This is a genomic window from Pseudomonas sp. L5B5 (assembly GCF_020520285.1).
In the GTDB taxonomy this organism is placed as follows: domain Bacteria; phylum Pseudomonadota; class Gammaproteobacteria; order Pseudomonadales; family Pseudomonadaceae; genus Aquipseudomonas.
Genome location: NZ_CP084742.1, coordinates 6,072,304 through 6,094,806 on the forward strand (window position 1 = coordinate 6,072,304; position 22,503 = coordinate 6,094,806).

24 protein-coding genes and 1 pseudogene are annotated in these 22,503 nt (G+C 62.2%); 11 read left to right on the top strand and 14 right to left on the bottom strand.

What is annotated here, in order from left to right:
* Nucleotides 1-53: 53 nt before the first annotated feature.
* The 5 genes from LGQ10_RS28035 to puuE all read right to left on the bottom strand — a co-directional run bounded on the left by LGQ10_RS28035 (nucleotide 54) and on the right by puuE (nucleotide 5,085).
* Complete coding sequence (locus tag LGQ10_RS28035; RefSeq protein WP_058435083.1) at nucleotides 54-1,412, bottom strand: nucleobase:cation symporter-2 family protein; 1,359 nt, start codon at nucleotides 1,410-1,412, stop codon at nucleotides 54-56.
* 173 nt (nucleotides 1,413-1,585) lie between these two features.
* Nucleotides 1,586-2,893, bottom strand: a complete 1,308-nt coding sequence (locus tag LGQ10_RS28040) for a urate hydroxylase PuuD (protein ID WP_226523829.1) — start codon at nucleotides 2,891-2,893, stop codon at nucleotides 1,586-1,588.
* A gap of 51 nt (nucleotides 2,894-2,944) precedes the next feature.
* The gene (locus LGQ10_RS28045) at nucleotides 2,945-3,448 is read right to left on the bottom strand and encodes an ureidoglycolate lyase (RefSeq protein ID WP_058435082.1); all 504 of its coding nucleotides are present in this window, start codon (nucleotides 3,446-3,448) and stop codon (nucleotides 2,945-2,947) included.
* A 198-nt stretch (nucleotides 3,449-3,646) separates the two neighbouring features.
* Nucleotides 3,647-4,162, bottom strand: coding sequence for a 2-oxo-4-hydroxy-4-carboxy-5-ureidoimidazoline decarboxylase (gene uraD / locus LGQ10_RS28050; RefSeq protein ID WP_058435081.1), 516 nt, complete (start codon nucleotides 4,160-4,162; stop codon nucleotides 3,647-3,649).
* Complete coding sequence (gene puuE, locus LGQ10_RS28055; protein ID WP_226523830.1) at nucleotides 4,159-5,085, bottom strand: allantoinase PuuE; 927 nt, start codon at nucleotides 5,083-5,085, stop codon at nucleotides 4,159-4,161. The genes uraD and puuE overlap by 4 nt, the downstream gene beginning before the upstream one ends.
* 421 nt (nucleotides 5,086-5,506) lie before the next feature.
* On the opposite strand from puuE, the gene uraH reads away from it, so the two are divergent.
* Nucleotides 5,507-5,860, top strand: coding sequence for a hydroxyisourate hydrolase (gene uraH, locus LGQ10_RS28060; protein ID WP_058435079.1), 354 nt, complete (start codon nucleotides 5,507-5,509; stop codon nucleotides 5,858-5,860).
* A 144-nt stretch (nucleotides 5,861-6,004) separates the two neighbouring features.
* Here uraH and LGQ10_RS28065 read toward each other — a convergent pair whose 3' ends face one another.
* Nucleotides 6,005-7,354 (bottom strand): NCS2 family permease, encoded by a 1,350-nt coding sequence (locus tag LGQ10_RS28065; protein WP_226523831.1) that lies wholly within the window; start codon nucleotides 7,352-7,354, stop codon nucleotides 6,005-6,007.
* A gap of 229 nt (nucleotides 7,355-7,583) precedes the next feature.
* Between LGQ10_RS28065 and LGQ10_RS28070 the strand changes: the two are divergent.
* Nucleotides 7,584-8,095: pseudogene (locus LGQ10_RS28070) on the top strand (aminotransferase class I/II-fold pyridoxal phosphate-dependent enzyme); the annotation flags it as partial.
* A 10-nt stretch (nucleotides 8,096-8,105) separates the two neighbouring features.
* On the top strand, nucleotides 8,106-8,708 hold the full coding sequence (locus tag LGQ10_RS28075; protein WP_226523832.1) for a glutathione S-transferase family protein: 603 nt from the start codon (nucleotides 8,106-8,108) through the stop codon (nucleotides 8,706-8,708).
* A 28-nt stretch (nucleotides 8,709-8,736) separates the two neighbouring features.
* Here LGQ10_RS28075 and LGQ10_RS28080 read toward each other — a convergent pair whose 3' ends face one another.
* The 5 genes from LGQ10_RS28080 to LGQ10_RS28100 all read right to left on the bottom strand — a co-directional run bounded on the left by LGQ10_RS28080 (nucleotide 8,737) and on the right by LGQ10_RS28100 (nucleotide 11,520).
* Nucleotides 8,737-9,108: a glutathione S-transferase N-terminal domain-containing protein gene (locus LGQ10_RS28080; RefSeq protein ID WP_226523833.1), complete on the bottom strand. Its 372-nt coding sequence runs from the start codon at nucleotides 9,106-9,108 to the stop codon at nucleotides 8,737-8,739.
* A 101-nt stretch (nucleotides 9,109-9,209) separates the two neighbouring features.
* The gene (folE, locus tag LGQ10_RS28085; protein WP_011062625.1) at nucleotides 9,210-9,755 is read right to left on the bottom strand and encodes a GTP cyclohydrolase I FolE; all 546 of its coding nucleotides are present in this window, start codon (nucleotides 9,753-9,755) and stop codon (nucleotides 9,210-9,212) included.
* Nucleotides 9,756-9,832: 77 nt separating this feature from the next.
* Nucleotides 9,833-10,390 (bottom strand): Smr/MutS family protein, encoded by a 558-nt coding sequence (locus LGQ10_RS28090; RefSeq protein ID WP_226523834.1) that lies wholly within the window; start codon nucleotides 10,388-10,390, stop codon nucleotides 9,833-9,835.
* Between the two features lie 76 nt (nucleotides 10,391-10,466).
* Nucleotides 10,467-10,787, bottom strand: coding sequence for a hypothetical protein (locus LGQ10_RS28095; RefSeq protein ID WP_058437211.1), 321 nt, complete (start codon nucleotides 10,785-10,787; stop codon nucleotides 10,467-10,469).
* Nucleotides 10,788-10,929: 142 nt separating this feature from the next.
* Entirely contained in the window at nucleotides 10,930-11,520 is a 591-nt protein-coding gene (locus tag LGQ10_RS28100; protein ID WP_226523835.1) for a cysteine hydrolase family protein, read from the bottom strand.
* A 238-nt stretch (nucleotides 11,521-11,758) separates the two neighbouring features.
* Here LGQ10_RS28100 and prmB point away from each other — a divergent pair, with 238 nt between their 5' ends.
* Nucleotides 11,759-12,667, top strand: a complete 909-nt coding sequence (gene prmB / locus LGQ10_RS28105) for a 50S ribosomal protein L3 N(5)-glutamine methyltransferase (RefSeq protein WP_058437210.1) — start codon at nucleotides 11,759-11,761, stop codon at nucleotides 12,665-12,667.
* A gap of 51 nt (nucleotides 12,668-12,718) precedes the next feature.
* Here the strand turns inward: prmB and LGQ10_RS28110 are convergent, their stop codons facing one another.
* Both LGQ10_RS28110 and LGQ10_RS28115 read right to left on the bottom strand, forming a co-directional pair.
* Nucleotides 12,719-13,510, bottom strand: coding sequence for a hypothetical protein (locus LGQ10_RS28110; protein ID WP_226523836.1), 792 nt, complete (start codon nucleotides 13,508-13,510; stop codon nucleotides 12,719-12,721).
* Nucleotides 13,511-13,607: 97 nt separating this feature from the next.
* Nucleotides 13,608-14,561: an alpha/beta hydrolase gene (locus tag LGQ10_RS28115; RefSeq protein ID WP_226523837.1), complete on the bottom strand. Its 954-nt coding sequence runs from the start codon at nucleotides 14,559-14,561 to the stop codon at nucleotides 13,608-13,610.
* Nucleotides 14,562-14,752: 191 nt separating this feature from the next.
* Here LGQ10_RS28115 and aroC point away from each other — a divergent pair, with 191 nt between their 5' ends.
* The 3 genes from aroC to LGQ10_RS28130 all read left to right on the top strand — a co-directional run bounded on the left by aroC (nucleotide 14,753) and on the right by LGQ10_RS28130 (nucleotide 17,727).
* Entirely contained in the window at nucleotides 14,753-15,844 is a 1,092-nt protein-coding gene (gene aroC / locus LGQ10_RS28120; RefSeq protein WP_226523838.1) for a chorismate synthase, read from the top strand.
* Nucleotides 15,845-15,872: 28 nt separating this feature from the next.
* Nucleotides 15,873-17,027, top strand: a complete 1,155-nt coding sequence (locus LGQ10_RS28125) for an MFS transporter (protein ID WP_226523839.1) — start codon at nucleotides 15,873-15,875, stop codon at nucleotides 17,025-17,027.
* Nucleotides 17,028-17,190: 163 nt separating this feature from the next.
* Nucleotides 17,191-17,727, top strand: a complete 537-nt coding sequence (locus LGQ10_RS28130) for an acireductone dioxygenase (RefSeq protein WP_226523840.1) — start codon at nucleotides 17,191-17,193, stop codon at nucleotides 17,725-17,727.
* 77 nt (nucleotides 17,728-17,804) lie between these two features.
* On the opposite strand, the gene LGQ10_RS28135 is transcribed toward LGQ10_RS28130, so the two are convergent.
* A complete protein-coding gene (locus LGQ10_RS28135) occupies nucleotides 17,805-18,083 on the bottom strand; it encodes a DUF3509 domain-containing protein (RefSeq protein ID WP_058436773.1) in 279 nt (92 codons plus the stop codon).
* A 675-nt stretch (nucleotides 18,084-18,758) separates the two neighbouring features.
* On the opposite strand from LGQ10_RS28135, the gene LGQ10_RS28140 reads away from it, so the two are divergent.
* The 4 genes from LGQ10_RS28140 (at nucleotide 18,759) to LGQ10_RS28155 (ending at nucleotide 22,128) form a co-directional block, all read left to right on the top strand.
* Entirely contained in the window at nucleotides 18,759-20,597 is a 1,839-nt protein-coding gene (locus LGQ10_RS28140; RefSeq protein WP_226523841.1) for a long-chain-acyl-CoA synthetase, read from the top strand.
* Between the two features lie 97 nt (nucleotides 20,598-20,694).
* Nucleotides 20,695-21,213, top strand: a complete 519-nt coding sequence (locus tag LGQ10_RS28145) for an ankyrin repeat domain-containing protein (RefSeq protein WP_226523842.1) — start codon at nucleotides 20,695-20,697, stop codon at nucleotides 21,211-21,213.
* 107 nt (nucleotides 21,214-21,320) lie between these two features.
* Nucleotides 21,321-21,851 (top strand): hypothetical protein, encoded by a 531-nt coding sequence (locus LGQ10_RS28150; protein ID WP_058436776.1) that lies wholly within the window; start codon nucleotides 21,321-21,323, stop codon nucleotides 21,849-21,851.
* A gap of 85 nt (nucleotides 21,852-21,936) precedes the next feature.
* On the top strand, nucleotides 21,937-22,128 hold the full coding sequence (locus tag LGQ10_RS28155; RefSeq protein WP_011062611.1) for a PLDc N-terminal domain-containing protein: 192 nt from the start codon (nucleotides 21,937-21,939) through the stop codon (nucleotides 22,126-22,128).
* Nucleotides 22,129-22,503: the final 375 nt, after the last annotated feature.

A 22,503-nucleotide genomic window follows, 5' to 3' on the forward strand; every position in this document is an offset into this window, starting at 1 on the left:
ATCAGGTCAAGGTGATGCAAGGCCCGGGTGCCGCCACGGCGCCCGGGTCAGGTTCAGTGCTGGTGGGCTTGCCGGGAGCTGCCGCCTGCCCGCTCGGCGCCGCCGAGGATGTTGAACAGCAAGTTCAGCAGCAGGGCGCTCAAGGTCGCCATGGCGATGCCGCTATGGGTAATGGGGCTCATCCACAGGGGCAGGTGGGCGAAAAACTCCGGACGCACCACCGGGATCAAGCCCATGCCGATGCTTACCGCCACCAGCAATTGGTTGCGCCGGTCGGCAATGTCGGCTTCCTGGAGGATCTTGATCCCGGTGGCCGCCACCATGCCGAACATCGCGATGGCCGCGCCGCCCAGCACCGCCGGTGGAATCGACGCCACCAGGTAGGCGGCCTTGGGCAGCAGGCTGAGAAGGATCAGCAGGCCGCCGGCGACCATGGTCACGGAGCGGCAGCGGACCCCGGTCATCTGCACCAGGCCGATATTCTGGGCGAAGGAGGAGTGAGTGAACGTATTGAGGAATCCGGCGAAGAACGAAGCGCCGGCATCGCACAACAGGCCGCGGCGCAGCATGCGCGGGGTAACTTCCTGGCCGGTGATCTTGCCCAGGGCGAGGAACATGCCGGTGGACTCCACGAAGATGATCACCACCACCAGGCACATGGACAGGATGGGCGCGAGGTTGAACTGCGGCATGCCGAAGTGCAGGGGTGTCACCACCTGCAACCAGGGAGCCTGGGCCAGGCCACCGAGGTCGACCATGCCGATCAGCCCGCACAGCACGTAGCCCAGGCCCATGCCGATCAGCACGGAAATGTTTACCCAGAAACCCCGCATGAAACGGTGGATCAGCAGGATGGTGCCCAGCACCAGGCCGGCAACGGCGAGGTAGATGGGGGAGCCGAACTGTGCCGAAGTGCCGCCGCCACCGGCCCAGTTCACTGCCACGGGGAACAGCGACAGGCCGATCGAGGTGATCACGGTGCCGGTGACCAGGGGCGGGAAGAAACGCACCACCTTGGACATGAAGGGCGCGATCAGCATGCCGAAGAAACCGGCGGCGATGGTGGCGCCGAAGATGCCCTGCAGGCCGATGCCGGGCATTCCGGCCATGGCGACCATGCTGCCCACGGCAGCGAAACTGGCCCCCATCATCACCGGCATGCGGATGCCCATGGGGCCGATGCCGAACGACTGGACGATGGTGGCGATGCCAGCCACCAACAGGTCGGCGTTGATCAGGAAGGCGATTTCTTCACGACTCAGGCCAGCGGCCTGTCCGATGATCAGTGGAACCGCAATCGCACCGCCATACATCAGCAAGACATGCTGCAAGCCAACCAGGATCAGCTGCAGGAAAGGCAGGCGCTGAATGGCGGGCGCATCGGGGACGCACTGTTCGGATGAATCGGACATGCAACACCTCGGATCTTTTTATTCTTGTGATTTAGCCACCGCGTCATGCGCGTGGTGGTATGCAGCTACAGGCAAATCATGATCGGCCGATGGTGAACAGGCCCGCCTCTACACAGGGCAACGTTCCTGTAGAGGCGAGCCTGCTCGCCGAGCGGCCTGGCGTCAGGCGCTGATCAGTTGGTCTGGGCTCCCTGGGCGATCCAGGCGCCGATCAGTTCACGCTCCTGCTGGGTCATCTGGGTGATGTTGCCCAGCGGCATGATCTGGCTGGCGACGGCCTGGGCCTGGATACGTGCCGCTTGCAGGCGGATCTGTTCGGGGGTATCGAACATCACCCCGGCGGGCGCGGCACTGAACAGCGGGCTGGTGGGCTTGGCCGAGTGACAGACCGCGCAACGCTCCTGGATCACGCTATGGACCTTGTCGAAGTTCGCACCACCGCTGGCCGCCTGGGTCGGCGCACTGGCGGCAGGTGCCGGTGCGGGAGCCTGGACAGCTGGCTTGGCACCACCGCCCAGGGCGGTTTCCGGCAGTGGCTGGTACTCGATACTGGCGGGGGTCTTGGCCACTTCCGGCGCGCTGGTCGTCGGCGTCGGGCCTGTCACATAGGCCAGGCAGATCATGCCCAGCGCCGCGACGGGCAGGGTCCAGGCGAACTTGTGGCTGTCATGGCGGGTGTTGAAGTAGTGGCGTACCAACACCGCTGCCACGGCGATACCGGCCAGGATCAGCCAGTTGTACTGGCTGCCGTAGGTACTCGGAAAGTGGTTGCTGATCATGATGAACAGCACTGGCAGGGTGAAGTAGTTGTTGTGGCGCGAGCGCAGCAGGCCCTTGGCCGGCAGCACCGGGTCCGGGGTCTGGTTGGCTTCGATGGCCGCCACCAGCTGGCGCTGGGCCGGCATGATGATGCGGAACACGTTGCCCACCATGATGGTGCCGATGATCGCGCCAGTGTGCAGGTAGGCGCCGCGACCGCTGAACACCTGGCTGAAGCCGAAGCAGGCGGCGATGATCAGCACGAACAACACCAGGCCCAGCAGCGCAGGATGCTTGCCCAATGGCGAGTCGCACAGGAAGTCGTAGATGAACCAGCCGGCGATCAGCGAGCCGACACCGATGGCGATACCTTCACCACCGCTCAGGGTGCTGCCGGGAGCCAGCAGGTACAGGGTCGGATTCCAGTAGAACACCAGGCACAGCAGGGCAATCCCCGACATCCAGGTGAAATAGGCCTCCCACTTGAACCAGTGCAGGTTCTCCGGCATCGAGGGGGGCGCCAGCTTGTATTTCTCCAGGTGGTAGATGCCGCCGCCGTGGATCGCCCAGAGATCACCGGACAGGCCGTTCCCCGGGTTGGTGCGATTGAGGTTGTTCTCCAGCCAGACGAAATAGAACGATGCGCCGATCCAGGCCACACCCGTGATCATGTGTATCCAGCGCACGCTCAGGTTGAGCCATTCAAACAGATGTGCTTCCACAGTCTTTACCTCATGCCCGTCACCCTTGTTGTCAGGTGATCGAGCCTTCTCTTATTGGTGGGGGGCGAGGATCAAACGCTCATCCTCTTTGAAGAAATGCTCATCGCAGTTGTTGCCGGAGCCACTGCGATCAACCACCAGGAAGTCATCCCGCTTTTCGATCGTCAGCACCGGGTGGTGCCAGACGCCGCGATGGTAATTGATGCCCTGCCTGCCATTACTGACAAAGGCGCGGACCAGACCCGATACAGGTGCATCGCCAACGGGCGCGACCACGATCAGAAAGGAGTTGCCGAGCAGCGGGATGAAGGCTTGGCTGCCCAGCGGATGGCGTTCCAGCATGCGGATGGTCAGCGGCATGTCCAGCGCGTCGGCGCGGAAGATGCTGATGATCGCCTGATCTTCCGGCTGGGCGGTCTCGACCGTCGCCAGGCGGTGAAAGCGCATGGTCGAACCATTGTTGATCATGAAGTGGTCGCTGCCGTCGGTTTCGATCACGTCTCCGAAAGGGGCGAAGGCTTCTTTGGTCAGGGGTTCAATCGTCAGTGTGCGCATGCTGTTCTTCTTCAATGCTCTAAGGGTTGCTGTAGGCCACGTCCGGACCCCGGGGTCATGGCAGCCACGCAGGGCCCGTTCGGGGCGGCGAGCTGCTGGCAGGAGGTGGCGTGATTGTTCATTGTTGTTGTCAGCCTTTTTCGGTGTTTGGCTGGCGCAGCCCCGGGGCGTCCGTTCCTGGACGAGGCCCGCCAGTGGCTACAGCGTCTGCAAGCGAAACAGGGCGATCTTGTTGATTTGCTCCAGCGCACACTTGAATTCGGTCTCCACCGAGTTGTGGATGCGGGTTTCGAAGGCGGCGAGAATCTGATGCCGGTCGCTGCCCTTCACCGCCATGATGAAGGGGAACTTGAACTTGGCCTTGTAGGCGTCGTTCAACTCGGTGAAGCGCTGGAACTCTTCGGCGGTGCACTGGTGGATGCCGGCGCCGGCCTGTTCGTTGGTGCTGGCCGCCGTCAGCTCACCCTGGATCGCCGCCTTGCCGGCCAGGTCCGGGTGAGCGTTGACCAGCGCCAGTTGGCGGGCATGGTCGGCGCTGAGCAGGATGTCGCTCATGCGCTGGTGCAGGCCCTCGACCTGGTCGACCGAGGCGTCCAGGCCCAGGTCGTAAGCCCGTTCGGCCACCCATGGCGAGTGTTCGTAGATATCGGCGAAGGCCTCGACGAACGCGGTGCGGTCCAGGGTCGAGGGCTTGAGGGTCTGGAAGGCAGTCATTTCGCGGCTCCCTGGCAAGGGTGGACGTGGTGCCAGTGGCGGGCGATATCGACCCGACGGGTGAACCACACTTGCTCGTGGCCCTTGGCGTACTCGATGAAACGCTTGAGGGCGGCCAGGCGCGCCGGACGGCCTACCAGGCGGCAGTGCAGGCCGATGGACAACATCTTCGGCGCTTCTGCGCCTTCGGCATACAGCACGTCGAAGGCGTCCTTGAGGTAATGGAAGAAGTCGTCACCCGTGTTGAAGCCCTGTACCTGGGTAAAACGCATGTCGTTGGTGTCCAGGGTGTAGGGGATCACCAGGTGCGGCTTGCCGGTGGTGTTGTTCGGCTCCCAGTAGGGCAGGTCGTCGTCATAGGTGTCGCTGTCGTAGAGAAAACCGCCTTCCTCCATCACCAGGCGCCGAGTGTTCGGGCCCGTGCGACCGGTGTACCAGCCCAGGGGGCGTTCGCCGGTGATCTCGGTGAGGATGCGGATCGCTTCGAGCATGTGCTCGCGCTCCTGGGCCTCATCCATGTACTGGTAGTCGATCCAGCGATAGCCGTGGCTGCAGATCTCGTGGCCAGCCTCGACCATGGCCCGGATCACGTCCGGGTGACGTTGGGCAGCCATGGCCACGGCAAAGATGGTCAGCGGGATGTCGAATTCCTTGAACAGCTTGAGGATCCGCCAGACACCGGCACGGCTGCCATACTCGTACAGCGACTCCATGCTCATGTTGCGTTCGCCCTGCAGGGGCTGGGCGGCAACCATCTCGGAAAGGAAGGATTCGGATTCCTTGTCGCCATGAAGGATGTTGCGCTCGCCGCCTTCTTCGTAGTTGAGCACGAAGGACAGGGCGATGCGGGCATTGCCTGGCCAGTGAGGGTGAGGAGGGGTGGAGCCGTAACCGATCAGGTCGCGAGGGTAGTCAGCGCTCACTGCAGTCTTCCTTCTTGTTCGTGATAACGGTGGCGTGGCGGGACCTGAAGCCGGAAACCAGGTGAGCGTCACTGCGATGACCTGATTGTATACAAGTTTATATTCAGTTTGTAAGCCCGTTTTTTTGCATTTTTCCGCTTTTATTGCTGGGTTGTCGCCCTGCAAAAAACCTGCCCAATGGGTCAATTCATGAATGGAAAGTCTCCTGTTCTCATGGGCTAAGGCCAAATTGGCAGGGGCCTGAGGTGAGGGTGGCCAGTGGAATATTCGTGATTATTATTGTGTACAATTTTATTGGAAAATGTCTTAATCGCGGTCTCGCCGTAGCCGTTGCTGATGCACCGGCCATGGTTCCCCCTTCATTCACTGACTCCGGGAGGCGCGAGGCCTGAAGCCCTATCGCGGCAGGCACGCAGAATCAATGGGACGTTTGACTACGCACGTTTTGGATGCCGCACACGGCTGCCCTGGCAGCGCCATCAAGGTCGAGCTGTATCGGGTCGAGGGGGCGCAGCTGGAGCTGGTTGCCACTGCCCTGACCAACAGCGATGGCCGCTGCGATGCGCCACTGCTGCAGGGCGATGACTACCGTACCGGGGTGTATCAGCTGCATTTCCACGCTGGCGACTACTACCGCGCCCGTGGTGTGCAATTGCCGCAACCCGCATTCCTCGATGTGGTGGTCCTGCGTTTTGGCGTCAGCGCCGAGCAGGATCACTACCACGTACCGCTGCTGATCTCGCCCTACAGTTATTCGACCTATCGAGGAAGCTAGGACATTCCCCCAAGAATCCTGCGCAAATAGCTTTCTTTGGTCCTTGCCCGCTCACACTGCGGGCTTTTTTTCGTCCGTATTCAGGTGGCTCACCCATGAAAAAGCCCCGTCCGGTGGGACAGGGCCTGGAGGCGTTTGCGAGGCCTAGAGGAAAATGAACTTGGCGATGAAGATCGCGCACAGCACATACAGGCTGATGGAGATTTCCTTGTACTTGCCGGTGCCAGCCTTTAGCACCACATAAGTGATGAAGCCCAGGGCAATGCCGTCGGCGACGGAAAAGGTCAGGGGCATCATGATCGCGGTGACGATGGCCGGAATGCTGTCGGTGGCGTCGTCCCAGTTGATGTGGGCCATGCCGCCCATCATCAGCATCGCTACATAGATCAAGGCGCCGGCCGTGGCGTAGGCGGGAATCATGCCGGCCAGCGGAGCGAAGAACATCGCGGCAACGAACAGCACGCCCACGGTGACCGCAGTCAGCCCGGTACGACCACCGGCGGCGACCCCGGCGGCACTTTCCACATAGCTGGTGACCGGTGGCACACCGACCACGGCACCGAACACGCTGGAGGCGCTGTCGGCCTTGAGTGCGCGTGAGAGGTTCTCGATTTTGCCGTCGGCATTCACCAGGCCGGCACGCTGGGCCACGCCCATCAGGGTGCCGGCGGTGTCGAACATATGCACGAACAGGAACGCCAGGACCACGCTGATCATGCTGACGTTGAAGACCCCGGCGACGTCCATGGCCATCCACGTCGGCGCCAGGCTCGGCGGCGTGGACATGATGCCGTTGTAGTGCACCAGGTCCAGGCCCCAGCCGGCCAGGGTCACGGCAATGATGCTGATGAGGATCGCGCCGAAGACCCGGTGATAGCTGAGCACTGCGATCATCAGGAAGCAGACGGCCGCCAGCAGTGGGCCGGGGTCACGCAGGTTACCGAGCTTGATCAGGGTGGCCGGGCTGTCGACGATGATGTTGGCGGTCTTCAGGCCGATCAGTCCGAGAAACAGCCCGACCCCGGCACCCATGGCGAACCGCAGGCTCACCGGAATGCTGTTGAGCAGCCATTCACGGACCCGCGACAGGGTCAGGAACATGAACAGCACGCCTGAAATGAACACCGCGCCAAGGGCGGTTTCCCAGGAGTAGCCCATGGTGCCGACCACGGTGTAGGTGAAGAAGGCGTTGAGCCCCATGCCCGGTGCCAGGCCCACCGGCCAGTTGGCGTACAGGCCCATCAGCAGGCAGCCCAGGGCTGCAGCGATGCAGGTGGCGACGAAGGCGGCGCCGTGATCGATGCCGGCGTCGGCCATGATGTTCGGGTTGACGAAGATGATGTAGGCCATGGTGATGAAGGTCGTCACACCGGCAATCAGCTCGGTCTTCACCGTGGTGCCATGCAGCTTGAGTTTGAAGATGCGCTCCAGCCAGCCACTGTTCGGCGATGACGAGAGGTTGAGCGGAGAGGCTTCGGATTTGCGGCTTTCCACAGCGAGTACTCCTCAAGAGTTTTATTGTTTTTTCCAGAACCGGACACGCGAAGGTGGGCAGCGGCTCTTTGAGGCAGGCAGGGCTTGTGGGGTTTGTTGACCTTTGGGTCAAGAACTCACACGTGGCGATTATGCTTTTGTATACAAAGAAAGCAAATAATGTTTTTGGTCTTGTGTGCGAAACCACTGGCGGGCGCGGCTATATCAAGGTCTGGCGCCTTGTTGCAGCAGCGGCACCGTCTCCAAGACCTTGCTGCCAGGGCTGCGGGTCGGCTACCTGATTGCCAGCCCGGACCTGTTTGCGCACCTGCTGCGCCTGAAGCAGTCGGCGGACCTGCACACCAATCGCTTTGGCCAGTGGCAGGCCATGCAGTGGATCGGCAGCGACAGGTTCCAGCGACACCTGGCTGAACTGCGCAGTTTCTACCGTCAGCGCCGCGATGCTTTCCAGGCGGCCTTGCACACCCATTTCGCCGATCTGGCGCACTGGTAGAGCTGCCCGAGGGCGGATTGTTTTTCTGGCTGAGCTTGAAACAGCCCCTGGACACCCGCACCTTGCTCAAGTCGGCGCTGGAGCGCGATGTCACATTCATGCCCGGTGAACCGTTCTTTGCCGATCCGGAGCACAATCACGGGCATCTGCGGTTGAATTTCAGCCATATCGATCCAGCTCGGCTGGACGAAGGCCTCAAGCGGCTGGCCACCGTGATACGTCAAGCACAGGCTGCACAGGCAGCCTAAGGGGAGGGCCATGTACAAGGTTTACGGCGATTACCGTTCGGGCAACTGCTACAAGATCAAGCTGATGCTCAATCTGCTGGGGCTGCCTTATGAATGGCAGGCGGTGGATATCCTGGGGGGCGATACCCAGACGGAGGCATTCCTGGCAAAGAATCCCAACGGCAAGATTCCGGTCCTGGAGCTCGAGGATGGCACTTGCCTGTGGGAGTCCAATGCGATTCTCAACTTCCTCGCCGATGGCAGCGAGTTCCTGCCCAGTGAGCCGCGGCTGCGCACCCAGGTCCTGCAGTGGCAGTTCTTCGAGCAGTACAGCCACGAGCCCTATATCGCCGTGGCGCGGTTCATAAAGCTGTACGAGGGGCTGCCCGAGGAGCGCAAGGAGGAATACCTGAAGCTGCACAAGCGTGGGCACAAGGCGCTGGATGTGATGGAGAAGCAGCTGAGTCGCACGCCATACCTGGTGGGCGAGCACTATTCCATCGCCGATATCGCGTTGTACGCCTATACCCATGTGGCTCACGAGGGCGGTTTCGACCTGGCAGGCTACCCCGGGATCCAGGCCTGGATGCAGCGGGTGGCAAGCCACCCGCTGCATGTCGCGATGTTCGATTGAGCAGGGGCCCGGCACCTTGCCGGGTTGTTCAGGCGGCGGAAAAACGCTGGTTCAGGTAATCGATGATGACCTTGGACTCGTACATCCAGGTGGTCTGTCCGTTCTCTTCGATGCGCAGGCACGGCACCTTGATCTTGCCGCCCTGTTCCAGCAGGGCCTGACGGTCCTGCGGGCTGTTCTTGGCATCGCGCAGTGCCACTGGCACGTTCAGGCGATGCAGGGTGCGGCGAGTCTTCACGCAGAAGGGGCAGGCATGGAACTGGTACAGGGTCAGGCCCTTGGCGGCCTGTTCGACCTGGGACTGGGCGGCGGCGCTACGCTGTTGCTTGCGCGGACGGGTGATGAAGTCGATGAAAATGATGAGTTGGCCCAGGCCGACTCGCAGTGCTTTGACGATCACGGTTTTGCCTCTTGCCCATGGATGAAGGGCCGGCAGCTTACCTGATTTTCACCGGGCAAAAAAAACCGGCGATCAACGCCGGTTCTTTCATGCCTCGCCTGTCACTTGATCAGGCTGAGGAACTCGCTGCGGGTCGCGGCATTCTCGCGGAATTCACCGAGCATCACCGAAGTGATCATCGACGAGTTCTGCTTCTCCACGCCGCGCATCATCATGCACATGTGCTTGGCCTCGATCACCACCGCAACGCCCAGGGCGCCCGTCACTTGCTGGACGGCGTCGGCGATCTGCCGGCTGAGGTTTTCCTGGATCTGCAGGCGCCGGGCGTACATGTCGACGATCCGCGCGACCTTCGACAGTCCCAGGACCTTGCCGCTGGGAATGTAGGCCACATGAGCCTTGCCGATGAAGGGCAGCAGGTGGTGTTCGCACAGCGAGTAGAGCTCGATGTCCTTGACCAGCACCATTTCGCTGTTGTCGGAGCTGAACAAGGCACCGTTGGTGACCTCTTCCAGGGTTTGTGCATAACCGCGGCAAAGGTACTGCATGGCTTTGGCGGCGCGCTTGGGCGTGTCGAGCAGGCCCTCGCGGGAGACGTCCTCGCCCAGTTGGCCGAGGATCGCGGTGTAATTCTGTTCCAGGGACATGAAACTACCTGTGGGATTTTACGCAAAGGGCAAGGGTACGGTGGCCGGCACGGCGCTGCAAGCTTGGCGCAGCCGCTTTATTCGTCGCGGCCTTCCATCATGGTGCGCTTGAGCATCACATACAGCGCTCCGGTGCCACCATGTTTGGCCTGGCAGGACGCGAAGCCCAGCACTTGTGAATGCTGGCGCAGCCAGGTGTTGACGTGGCTCTTGATCATCGGGCGCTTGCCGTCCAGGCGCACGGCCTTGCCATGGGTGATCCGCACGCAGCGGATTTCGAACCGCGTGGCCTCGGCAAGAAAGGCCCAGAGGGTCTCTCGGGCTTTCTCCACGGTCATGCCGTGCAGGTCGAGACTGCCTTCAAAGGGGATCTGACCAATCTTCAGCTTGCGCATCTGGCTGTCCTGAACCCCGTCGCGGGCCCACATCAGCTCATCTTCAGGGCCCACGTCGATGACGAACTGGTCGGACAGCCCATCCACCGTGGTGGTTTCGCTACGGACGGTGGCAGCCTGGCGCAGCTTGGCGATCTGTGCCCGGTCGGTCTTGGGTTTGCCTGTTTCGGCACGATCATGCTTGATCGGCTTGATGCCGCGCATCTCGTTCTTGAACAGGGAAAAATCGTCGTCTTGCATATCAGCCTCCGCGAAGGGCGGCCAGTTTACCCAACTCGGCGCGCCTTAAGGCGCGCAAATTGCGCCTCGGGCAGGGTCAGTCGTGTTTTTTCATCAGGTGCGCAGACAAGCTCAGCGCCAGTGGCTGGCGCATGCGGCGCCGGCAGCGACGCCACAGGCGTACCCCGGCATACAGCAGTACCAGGCCGATCAGCAGAACCACCGACGAGCCCAGCGGCTGGGCATTGAGTTCACCCAGCGCGGGTGCGCGTCCCAGCAGGCTGGCGACACCGGCCATGGCCAGCAGCACGCCGCAGGTCGCCAGCAACGCGGAGAATGCTGCTCCCAAGCGCAAGCGCCAGTTGCGCGGACTCTTGGGGCGCAACCGGCGTGCGTCAAAACCATCGGATATCTTCATTCCGACCTTCCTCAGTGGGTATCGGCCCTTCGACCGGAAGTTGATCGGGTGGTTCCTGAGGCTCGGGTAATTACTGCAAATGCATGGCGTCAAATGCGTGGCGTTCTTGGATGAGCGGCCTGCAGCCGCTCACCAGGGGCGATCAGATCAGGCTGGCGGTCAGGGCGAGGGTGGCGAAATTGTCGGCCATGATCGCCATCTCGGTCTGCTGCACGTGCTCGGCGCTGAGGATGCCGCCCTTGTAGGGCAGGTCGCGGGTGGCGCAGGCATCCTCCACCAGGGTGCAGCGAAAGCCCAGGTTCTTTGCTGCGCGAACGGTAGTGCTGACGCTGGAGTGGCTCATGAAGCCCGCCACGATCAGGTCCAGCGAACCGAGGTCCTGCAGGCGTTTTTCCAGTTCGGTGCCGTGGAAGGCACTGGGCAGCAACTTGCCGATGATGGTCTCGTCACCCTGGGGTTCGAGACCGGGGATGAATTCGCCGCGTTCGCCCTGGGGGTCGAACAGGCCGCCCACGGTGCCGAGGTGGCGTACATGCACGATGGGCCGGCCGGCGGCCCGGGCAGCGGCCAGCAGTTGGCGGATGTTGGCCACTGCCGCATCCATGCCGGACAGGGCCAGCGGGCCGCTGAGGTACTCTTTCTGGGCGTCGATGATCACAAGGGTCGCGTGGCTCAAATTGGCCGCCGCATAACCACGACCGCTGAGTTGAAACATCGTCTTTGGAACGGACATTCTGGGGCTCCTGTGAGTGGGGCGTTTGCGACATTGTCCTCTGGCGGAGCGGTTCTGTGAATCGCTACTAACGTAAGGGGCGCCGTTGCTGGCCTGCAGCCATGTCAAGAGCCATCATCGAGAGCCCCCGGGAAGGGCAAGGCAGCCATCGATCGATGATGCCGTGATGGTTTTCACGCTTAGTCGGCGACGACTTTGGCTGTTAGAATCGCCGGTCGTTTTGTCAGGAGTCTGTTCCGTGATCACTTCCCGTCTTCGCACCTTGCGTGACCATATCCGCTGGGCCGTCAGCCGCTTTCATGGGGAGAATCTATTCTTCGGCCATGGCACCGACAATGCCTGGGACGAGGCGCGCCAATTGGTGCTCGGTGCCCTGCACCTGCCCTGGGAAATTGCCGATAGCTACCTGGACTGCGCGTTGGAGGACAACGAGCTGGTCCACCTGCAGCACTTGCTCAAGCGTCGGATCGATGACCGCGTGCCAGCGGCCTACCTGTTGGGCGAGGCCTGGTTCTGTGGCCTGCCGTTCATCGTCGACGAACGCGTGCTGATTCCGCGCTCGCCCATTGGCGAGCTGATCGAGAAGCGCTTCGAGCCCTGGCTGGCCAATGAGCCGGCGCGCATCCTCGACCTGTGCACTGGTTCCGGTTGCATCGGTATCGCCTGTGCCTACGAATTCCGCGATGCCGAGGTGGTGCTGGGGGACCTGTCCTTCGAGGCCCTGGAAGTGGCCAACCAGAACATCGAGCGCCATGGTGTCGAGGAGCGGGTGTTCACTGTGCAGGGTGATGGTTTCGAAGGCCTGCCGGGCCAGCGCTTCGACCTGATCGTCTCCAACCCGCCCTATGTCGATGCCGAGGACTTTGCCGACATGCCGCAGGAATACCAGCACGAACCCGAGCTGGGCCTGGCCTGTGGCGATGATGGCTTGAACCTGGTGCGGCGGATGCTGGCCGAGGCAGCCGACCATCTGACCGAGAAGGGCCTGATGATCATCGAGGTTGGCAACAGCCAGGTGCACGTCGAGGCGCTCTACCCGGAAGTCGATTTCGCCTGGCTGGATTTCGAGCGCGGAGGCCATGGAGTCTTCATGCTGACGGCCGAGCAGTGCCGCCAGCACCAGGCGCTGTTCGCTTCTCGTCTCTGACGGGATTTGCCGGCCCGTGCAATGCGGGCCTTGTTGGCAGGGGGTTGCGACTCAGCGGTGGGTCGCGATCCAGATCAGCAAGCCGGCCTGGAACACAGCAAAGGCCACCAGGCAGGTGATGGTGAACCGCAAGCCGGCATCCTCACGCTTGTACTTGGTGACTTTCTCGTCCTGCTTGCGCAGCTTGCCTTCCAATTCTTCCAGGTTCTGTTCGGCCTGCTGGAGCATCTGTGCGGCTTCGAGTATTTCCACGAACTGCAGTTTCTCGGTGTTCCACTGGCTCAGCAGTTCCCCGACCTGGACTTCCTTGACGCTACCCTTGAGGTGCTGGGCGTCGGCATACGCCACGTCGAAGCCCTGCATGCGCAGCACATGATCGCGGCGCAGGCGCGTGTCTTCGTTCAGGGCATCCTTGTTGGCCAGGTCGAAACCCTCTACCCGGTAGTGCGGCCACTTCTTCTGTGCCCACTGCGCGGCCTGGGCCATCAGGAAGCGACCGATCCCGCGGTTCAGGGGCTCGATCTGCAGGCCACCTTCCGGCTCGAAGACCACCCGGCGGGTATCGTGTTCGACCCACACATCCAGGTGGTTCTGTTCCTTGCGCACCCGTTGCCCTGGCAGGCTGACGTTCAGGCGCAGCAGGCTGCACTGCTTGTTGCTGCGCTCGGCATAACCGAACTCGATGAAGCGCAGGGGACGGGTGCCGGTAGCACGATCGGTTTGCAGGGGCGCCAGGCGCAGCATCTTGCGGTGTTCGACCTGGACGTCCGCCCAGGGCCTTAGTGCCGGCTCCGGGGCGACGGTTTCCGGCTCGGCGGCGGGTGAATTCTGGGTATCAGTCATAACGGCAAGTCCTGTCCAATCGCTGTGCGCCGACAGCAATCGAACGGCCGGCAAAGGCTTATCGGCCGTTTTCTCCAGGACTGGAGGGTAAAGCAAGCTAACGGGTGTGAAGTCCGTCAATAAAACGGGTAATGGCGCTGCCCAGTTGGGCTGCCAGGGGTAGTTGCGGGTCCTTGTAGGAGGCCAGTTGACGCTGCAGGTCGTTGGGTACGATGCGCATCACATGGTTCATGCCTTCGATCAGGGTCAGTTGTGCATCTGGCTTGGCGGCCTTGAGCACTTTGGCGTCGTCGACGCTGACCTGGATGTCGTTGCTGCCCTGCACGATCAAGGCGGGCATCTTCAGGCGGGCGAAGGCGGCGGCCGGATCATCGCGAAACAGGGTGATCAAGTAGGGCTGCACACTGGGGCGGAAGATCACCTGCAGTGCAGGAGGCACGTCGGCATCGACCTTGCCGGCCTTGAGACTGTCCAGCAACTCGTTGGCTCGCATCATCAAGGCCGGTGGCAACCGATAGCTCAACTGCTGGCGCAGGACCTGGTCCACTGGGCGGGCCGTGCCGGCGATGGAGATCACCCCGGCGGCATCCACTTGCGGGGCGGCCAGGCTGGCGATCAGAGCCCCTTCGCTGTGCCCCAGCACGACCAGGCTGCCCAGGCGTGGATCGGCCTTGAGCTTGTTGCCCCAGGCCACGGCGTCGGCCACGTAGGCATCGAGGGTCAGGTCGCGTTCATCCGGGGTGGCGGCCAGGCTGGCGGCCACTCCGCGCTTGTCGTAGCGCACGCTGGCGATGTTGTGTCGGGCCAGCACCCAGGCCAGGCGCTTGAGACTATCGTTGCGCCCGCCGTCGGGGTTGTTGCCGTCGCGATCGGTGGGACCGGAACCGGAGATGATCAGGACCACCGGTACCGGTCGTTCGGACTTGGGCAGCAGCAGCGACCCGAACAGTTCGCCATGGCCGGTATCCACACTGATGGGGCGTTGCAGGACAGTGGCCTGGGCCAGGCCGGTGAAGAGGAAAAGACTCAGCAGAAGGACTCGCAGCATCATCACGCCATCATGGGTAAGGTGCCCGTTGGACTCGGGTCGGGGCAGAAGGTTCGAGGATGAACTAGTCGGGTAGCCTGCGTATACTGCCGGGCTGCCGGGTGCTATTGCCGTGGGTCGATGGATGATCGACAAACCGTAACAGGCCCTGGTCCAGATTGAGTCATTCCCGCTGATTTCACGGAGCGCCCCGCATGTCCGGCAATACCTACGGCAAGCTGTTCACTGTCACCACCGCCGGCGAAAGCCATGGCCCGGCATTGGTCGCCATTGTCGACGGCTGCCCGCCGGGCCTGGAGCTGTCCCTGCAGGACTTGCAGCATGACCTGGACCGGCGCAAGCCCGGCACCAGTCGCCATACCACCCAGCGCCAGGAGCCCGATGAGGTCGAGATCCTCTCCGGGGTCTTCGAGGGCAGGACCACCGGTTGCTCCATCGGCCTGCTGATCCGCAACACCGACCAGAAGTCCAAGGACTACTCGGCCATCAAGGACCTGTTCCGCCCGGCCCATGCCGACTACACCTACCACCACAAGTACGGCCTGCGCGACTACCGCGGCGGCGGCCGCAGCTCGGCGCGGGAAACCGCCATGCGCGTGGCGGCCGGGGCCATCGCCAAGAAATACCTGGCCAGCCAGGGCATCGTGGTGCGGGGTTACATGAGCCAGCTGGGCCCGATCGAAATCCCGTTCAAGAGCTGGGACTCGGTGCAGGACAACGCCTTCTTCAGCCCCGATCCGGACAAGGTGCCGGAGCTTGAGGCCTATATGGACCAGTTGCGTCGTGACCAGGATTCCGTGGGCGCGAAGATCACGGTGGTTGCCGAAGGTGTGATGCCGGGCCTGGGCGAGCCGATCTTCGATCGCCTCGACGCCGAGCTGGCCCACGCGCTAATGAGCATCAATGCGGTCAAGGGCGTGGAAATCGGAGCCGGTTTCGCCTCGGTGTCCCAGCGTGGCACGGAACACCGGGACGAGCTGACGCCGGAAGGTTTCCTCAGCAACAACGCCGGCGGCATCCTCGGCGGTATCTCCTCGGGCCAGCCGATCGTTGCCCACCTGGCCCTCAAGCCGACTTCCAGCATCACCACCCCGGGCCGCTCCATCGATGTCGATGGCAACCCGGTGGACGTGATCACCAAGGGTCGTCACGACCCGTGCGTGGGCATTCGCGCCACGCCGATCGCCGAGGCGATGATGGCCATCGTGCTGATGGACCACCTGCTGCGCCACCGCGGCCAGAACGCCGACGTGCGTGTCGGCACGCCGGTACTGGGCCAGCTGTAATGGCTAGCCTGCCAGTCGTCACGGCCTGATGGCCGTGGCGGCATTGCCGTACTGGCGGCTTTCCAGTTTCTACCTGTTCTATTTCGCGCTGCTGGGATCGACCGCTCCGTTCCTGGCGCTGTACTTCGATCACCTGGGGTTTTCCAGTGCGCGGATCGGCGAACTGGTAGCCATTCCCATGCTCATGCGTTGCGTGGCGCCCAACCTCTGGGGCTGGCTTGGCGACTACACCGGCCGGCGCCTGGCCATCGTGCGGTTTGGCGCGGTCTGCACCCTGGTGTGCTTTTCCCTGATCTTCATCGACAAGAGTTATGCCTGGCTGGCGATGGTCATGGCCCTGCACGCCTTCTTCTGGCATGCCGTGCTGCCACAGTTCGAGGTCATCACCCTGGCCCACCTGCAGGGGCAGGCTTCGCGCTATAGCCAGATCCGTCTCTGGGGCTCGATCGGCTTCATTCTCACGGTCGTGGCCCTGGGGCGCTTGTTCGAGTGGCTGAGCCTGGACATCTATCCCGTGACCCTGGTGGTGATCATGGGCGGCATCGTGGTCAGCAGCCTGTGGGTACCCAATGCCCAGCCGCTGGCCCAGGGGCAGCGCCTGGCAGGGGAGGGGTTTGTCAGGCAGTTGCGGGCGCCGGGGGTGCTGGCTTTCTACCTGTGCGTGGCGCTGATGCAACTCAGTCACGGCCCCTACTACACCTTCCTGACCCTGCACCTTGAACGACTGGGCTACAGTCGCGGCCTGATCGGCATGCTCTGGGCGCTGGGGGTGGTGGCCGAGGTGCTGATGTTCCTGGCCATGAGCCGGATCCTGGCGCGGTTTTCCGTACGCCGGGTGCTGCTGGCCAGTTTCCTGCTGGCGGCACTGCGCTGGCTGCTGCTGGGCAGCCTGGCGGAGTTCCTCTGGGTACTGCTGCTGGCCCAGGTACTGCACGCCGCGACCTTCGGCAGCTTCCACGCGGCGGCCATTCATTTCGTGCAGCGCAGCTTCGGTGCTCGCCAGCAAGGCCAGGGCCAAGCGTTGTATGCCGCCCTGGCCGGAACCGGTGGTGCCCTGGGCGCCTTGTATTCCGGATACAGCTGGAATGCCCTGGGGGCCACATTGACCTTTAGTATTGCCAGCGTCGCCGCCCTGGCCGCAGCCGTTATCATTGCCACTCGCATGCAAGAGCAAGGAGCCTGAGCCCTTGCTGTAGTCCAGGCTCCAGGGTGCCCACGCAGCCTGTTGCAAGCCATTCAAGCCGTGAAGGTGCCTTCGGCGAAAGAGCCATCGTCCGGCGTTGTATCGCGTCGGGGCTGCCTGTTGCAGCCCCGAGCGTGCCACTCAAATCCTAGGAGTCACCACTATGAGCAGCCTGTCCGTCTACCACGTCTCCAGCCCGGACCTGCCGAACAAGGTTCTGACCCATTTCGAGGATATTGCCGCGACCCTGGCCGAGCAGGGCATAGGGTTCGAGCGCTGGCCTCACGCGACCCGTGTCGAGCCCGGTGCTGATGAACAAGAGGTCCTGGCCGCCTGCCAGGCCCAGCTCGATCCCTTGATGAGCGAGCGCGGCCATGCTGCGCTAGAGGTGCTCAGCCGCAAGGGCGGTTATGCCGACATCAACAGCGTCCTGCCTGAAGAACAGCGCCTGGAGGGCGATGCCGCGTTGTTGCTGCTGGCGGGGCGCGGCTTGCTCTGCCTGCACATCGATGACTATGTGTATGGCCTGGTATGCGAAAGACATGAGCTGGTGTCGTTGCCGGCTGGCACCGCCCACTGGTTCGACCTGGGCGAGCAGCCAAACCTGGTAGCCATTCGCTTGTTCGGCACAGGCACGACCCCTGCCGGCAAGGTCACCGGCGACGATATCGCCAGCCGTTTCCCCCGCCTCGAAGACTGAAAACCAGATAGCCCCAGACGTACTCGGGCCGGCGCCACACAAGGTGGGGCCGGCCCGGGCGATTGGATGTGGCGGGCTTACAGGGAATGGTAAGTCGGCAGGGCAAAGCGGTTCTGGCTTTGCAGCAGCGAAATCTGTGGCAGTTCGCTGGCTTGCTCGGCCAGGTCACGGCGAATGGCACTGATGACCCAGGACAGCTGATCGGCGGCATGCAATTGGGCGTAGGAAATCGAACGCTTGAATTCCTTGCCATCGCTGTTGCGCAGGGTCAGCAGGATGCCGCCATCGGGACGCGCCAGGGTTGTCACTTCGAAGTTGGAGAACAGGGAGGAAAATTTTTCTTGGATCAGGCTCATGTCTATCAGCTCCGTGAGTTCTTGAAGGGCAAGCGTGGAGTGATAGGTGCAGCGATTGTGCCAGTATTGTTTTTTTAAAAAATTCTTATAAATCAATAAGTTAAAAATTCATTCAGAAATTCGCCTCGTGCAAATTGCATGAACGGCCATCGTGCATCCTGCATTTTGCAGGTTATGCCCGCCCAGGGCGCAGGGCAGGCCTGCTCATTGTGACCACCGTGCCTGCAAGGAAATTCACTACTCGTTGCCAGGTGGAACATCGGGGCAAAACCGTGCTGGCGGAGATACAAAAGTTTGCAAAAACCTCGTGTACAGGCTCGAGACGGCTGACGTATTTTTCAGTCCGTTACCCCTGCAGCACGCGCCTTGCACCGGTGCGGCAGAAGGGGTTTCAGCGACATGGAATGTGTTGCGGCGTGATCCTGATGATCCTGCCCGACGGATAATAAGAATATAGGACGCCCTCCATGAACGACCTCTGCGCACTCTCGCCAGGGCTGCCTGCAGCCTTGTGCACGCCCCGCCTCCTGCTCCCCTCCAGTGCTGTCCGCGACCTCTGCCTTTGGCGTGTGGGATGCCAACTCGACACCCCCGGCTGAATCCTTTGCGTCAACCGTTGCGGGCGCCCGGCGAGCCAGCCAGGGCGCAGACCTCTGTCGTCGACCTGGAGCAACCATGAACAAACACAATAGCGACATGATCACCTGGGGCATGATGCTGCGTAAGGTGCCGTCCATTGCCAGGGCACTGCCGCGGGTGGTGCGAGGTATCAAGGCTGGGAACATCGAGAAGGCGGACCAGCCCTGTGGCCTGGGCTGGAGCTTCGAGCAGGCGACCCGGCGCAACCCCCAGGGGCCGGCCGTGCTGTACGGTGACCGGGTGTTGAGTTATTCCCAGGTCAACCAGTGGGCCAACCGGATCGCCGCCTACTTGCAGGGGCAGGGCATCGGCAAGGGCGATGTGCTGGCAATCTTCATCGAGAACCGTCCGGAGTTGCTGGTCACGGTGCTGGCGGTGGCCAAGCTCGGCGGGATCTGCGCAATGGTCAACACCGCGCAGACCCAGAGCGTGCTGGTGCACAGCCTCAATCTGGTCAAGCCGGTGGCGATCATGGTCGGTGCCGAGTTGCTGGCGGCCTATTCGGCGGTACGCGACCAGGTTGGCATCGAGCCACAGCGCACCTGGTATGTGGCCGATCAGGACACCCTGGCCGAGCCCGGTCCGAGCCCCGAGGGCCTGGTCAACCTGATGGCCGAGAGCGCCGGCTACCCTGGGGACAACCTGCCCCAGACCCAGCGCATCTTCCTCGATGATCCCTGTTTCTATATCTACACCTCCGGCACCACCGGCCTGCCCAAGGCGGGCATCTTCAAGCACGGGCGCTGGATGCGCACCAGTGCGGGTTTCGGCACCATTGCCCTGGATATGCAGCCTGAAGACGTGCTGTATTGCACCTTGCCGCTGTATCACGCCACCGGCCTGTGCGTGTGCTGGGGCTCGGCCATCACCGGTGCCTCGGGTTTCGCCATTCGCCGCAAGTTCAGCGCCAGCCAGTTCTGGGGTGACGCTCGCCGTTTCAAGGCGACCACCATCGGGTATGTCGGCGAGTTGTGCCGCTACCTGATCGACCAGCCCGGCTCGCCAAGCGACCGCGACCACAAGGTCTTCAAGATGATCGGCAACGGCCTGCGCCCGGGTGTCTGGAGCGAGTTCAAGCAGCGCTTCGGCGTCGGTCACATCTGTGAGCTGTATGCCGCCAGCGACGGCAATATCGGGTTCAGCAACATTCTCAACTTCGACAATACCGTGGGGTTCTCCCTGATTCCCTGGGCGCTGGTGGAGTACGCCCATGACACCGGCGCCCCGTTGCGCAACAGCCAGGGGTTCATGCAGAAGGTCGCCAAGGGTGGGCAGGGCCTGTTGCTGGCGAAGATCGACGACAAGGCGCCCCTGGACGGCTACACCGATCCGCAGAAGAATCTCAAGGTGATCCTCAGGGATGTGTTCGAGAAGGGCGACAGCTATTTCAATACCGGCGACCTGTTGCGTGACATCGGCTTTGGCCATGCGCAATTCGTCGATCGGCTGGGTGATACCTTCCGGTGGAAGGGCGAAAACGTTTCCACCACCGAGGTGGAGAACATTCTCCTGGGTCACCCGCAGGTCGCCGAAGTGGTGGCCTATGGGGTCGAGGTCCACAACACCAACGGCCGTGCGGGGATGGTGGCGATCACGCCGGCAGAATCCCTGGCGACCCTGGATTTCAGTACCTTGTTGCAGTTCGCCCGGCAGCAGTTGCCGGCCTATGCGGTGCCGCTGTTCTTGCGGATCAAAGTGAAGATGGACACTACCGGCACCTTCAAGTACCAGAAGAGTCGCCTCAAGGAACAGGCGTTCGACCTGGCGCTGACCGGGGACGACCCGATCTATGCCTGGCTGCCAGGTTCGGATACCTATGTACGGTTGACCCCGCAGATCCTGGCGGACATCCAGGGCGGGCACCTGCGTTATTGATTCTGACTATGGTGGCCCTTGGGAAAAAGGGGGTGACAGCGGATGGCCGGCTTGGGGAAACTAGCGGCTTTCCGATTTGCCGAACCTGGAGTTTCCGATGACCGACAAAAGCCGCCAGATGACAGAAGACGAGGCCGCCCAGTTTGTCGAGCAGGTGTTCAACGTGGCCCGCCAGGGTGATGCCCAGATGCTCGACAGGCTGGCCGACGGTGGCCTGCCGATCAATTTGCGCAGCCACAAGGGCGATACCTTGCTGATGCTGGCTGCCTACTACGGGCACGTGGAGGCTGTACAGGTGCTGCTCAAGCACAAGGCCGACCCCGAGATTCGCAACGACAATGGCCAGAGCCCGATTGCCGGGGCCGCGTTCAAGGGCGACCTGGCCGTGGTCAAGGCGCTGGTGGAGGGCGGCGCGCAAGTCGAGGGCGCCTCTTTCGACGGGCGCACTGCGCTGATGATGGCCGCCATGTTCAACCGGACCGAGATCGTCACCTACCTGATCAGCCAGGGGGCCGACCCCAAGGCTCGCGACGCCAACGGCGTCAGCGCCCTGGAGGCGGCCAGGACCATGGGCGCGGTGGACACCACTGCGCAACTGGAAAAACTCCTGGTCTGAGGCGCGCAGGACGAGGGCATCAGGCCCTCGTCGCTGCGACGGGACCAGCCACGGACTTTAGGCTATCCTTCGCGCCCTCGAAATTTCCTTGCCTCCAGGATGCGCCCATGAAAACCGCCCTAATCGAACTCATCACTAAAATCAGCTCGGGCTGCATGGGCGATGCCGAGATCCAGCGGATCGCCGACGAAGCGACCCAGGCCTACGCCGATCCCGAGGCTTTCCTGGCCGCCAACCCCGATGTCAACTACGACGACAGCTTCCCCATCCCCCTGGGTGAATGGGTGGTGGTCGGCAGCCTGCCCGATACCGTGCTGTTCCAGGCCGACACCTACGTTGAATTGCTCACCCAGATCATCGGGTCCTTTGGCCAGGACGTGCCGTTCAACATCAAGCCCAAGCAACTGGCCAAGACCGAAGCCTTGACTGCCCTGAACCGGATTCAGATCCAGATGGGCAGCATGAGCCCGGAGAACGGCGGTTATGTGCTGGTGAACTTCAGCCAGCTGCTGGACGATGAGCTGCAGATGGTGCTGGTCTACGGTGACGATGTACCGCGGGTGCTGGAGTTGTGTGCCGAAGTGGGCATCGCCGCGGCTCCGGCCCTGGAAGCGCTGAAGATTGCCGTGCACGTCTGAAGCGCCACGGCCATGACGGTGCAGCGGAACCCTGGTGGCGCCCGGCTATCCTAGAGAAGGCACATCATCATTCGGGAGCGACATCATGGGTTCCACCTTCAATGGCCTGGTTGGCCTGATCATCCTGGCCCTGGATATCTGGGCCATCATCAACGTCCTCAAGAGCGGCGCCGAGACTGGCATGAAGATTCTCTGGGTGCTGCTGATCATCCTGCTGCCAGTGCTCGGGTTGATCATCTGGGCCATTGCCGGTCCCCGGGGGAATGTCCGCCTCTGAGCCGACCCGGCAGGATGCTCACCAAAAAAGGGCCAACAGGCCTAATGCCGAACAGTTGAGGAAATTGTAGGAGCGAGGCTTGCCCGCGATGGGTTTCAGAGCGCTGCGTTTATCCAGTGAATGCGCGCTACCGCTAACGACCATCGCGAGCAATCGAGCGTCGACCGGCTGCTCCTACAGGTGATCACCTCGCTTAACTGACTGGCATTAGTCTGTAGGCTCTTTTTTTGTGACTAAACATGCGTTGAACGAAATTTTCACAATCGCTCTAAGACAATTCGCCGGCGCTTTTTTTCGGTGTTTTTCCCTGCAATCTCTTGTGCCAGAGCCCTGGCAAGGTGTTGGCGACACCGCCTACTAATCAATGGCAATGCC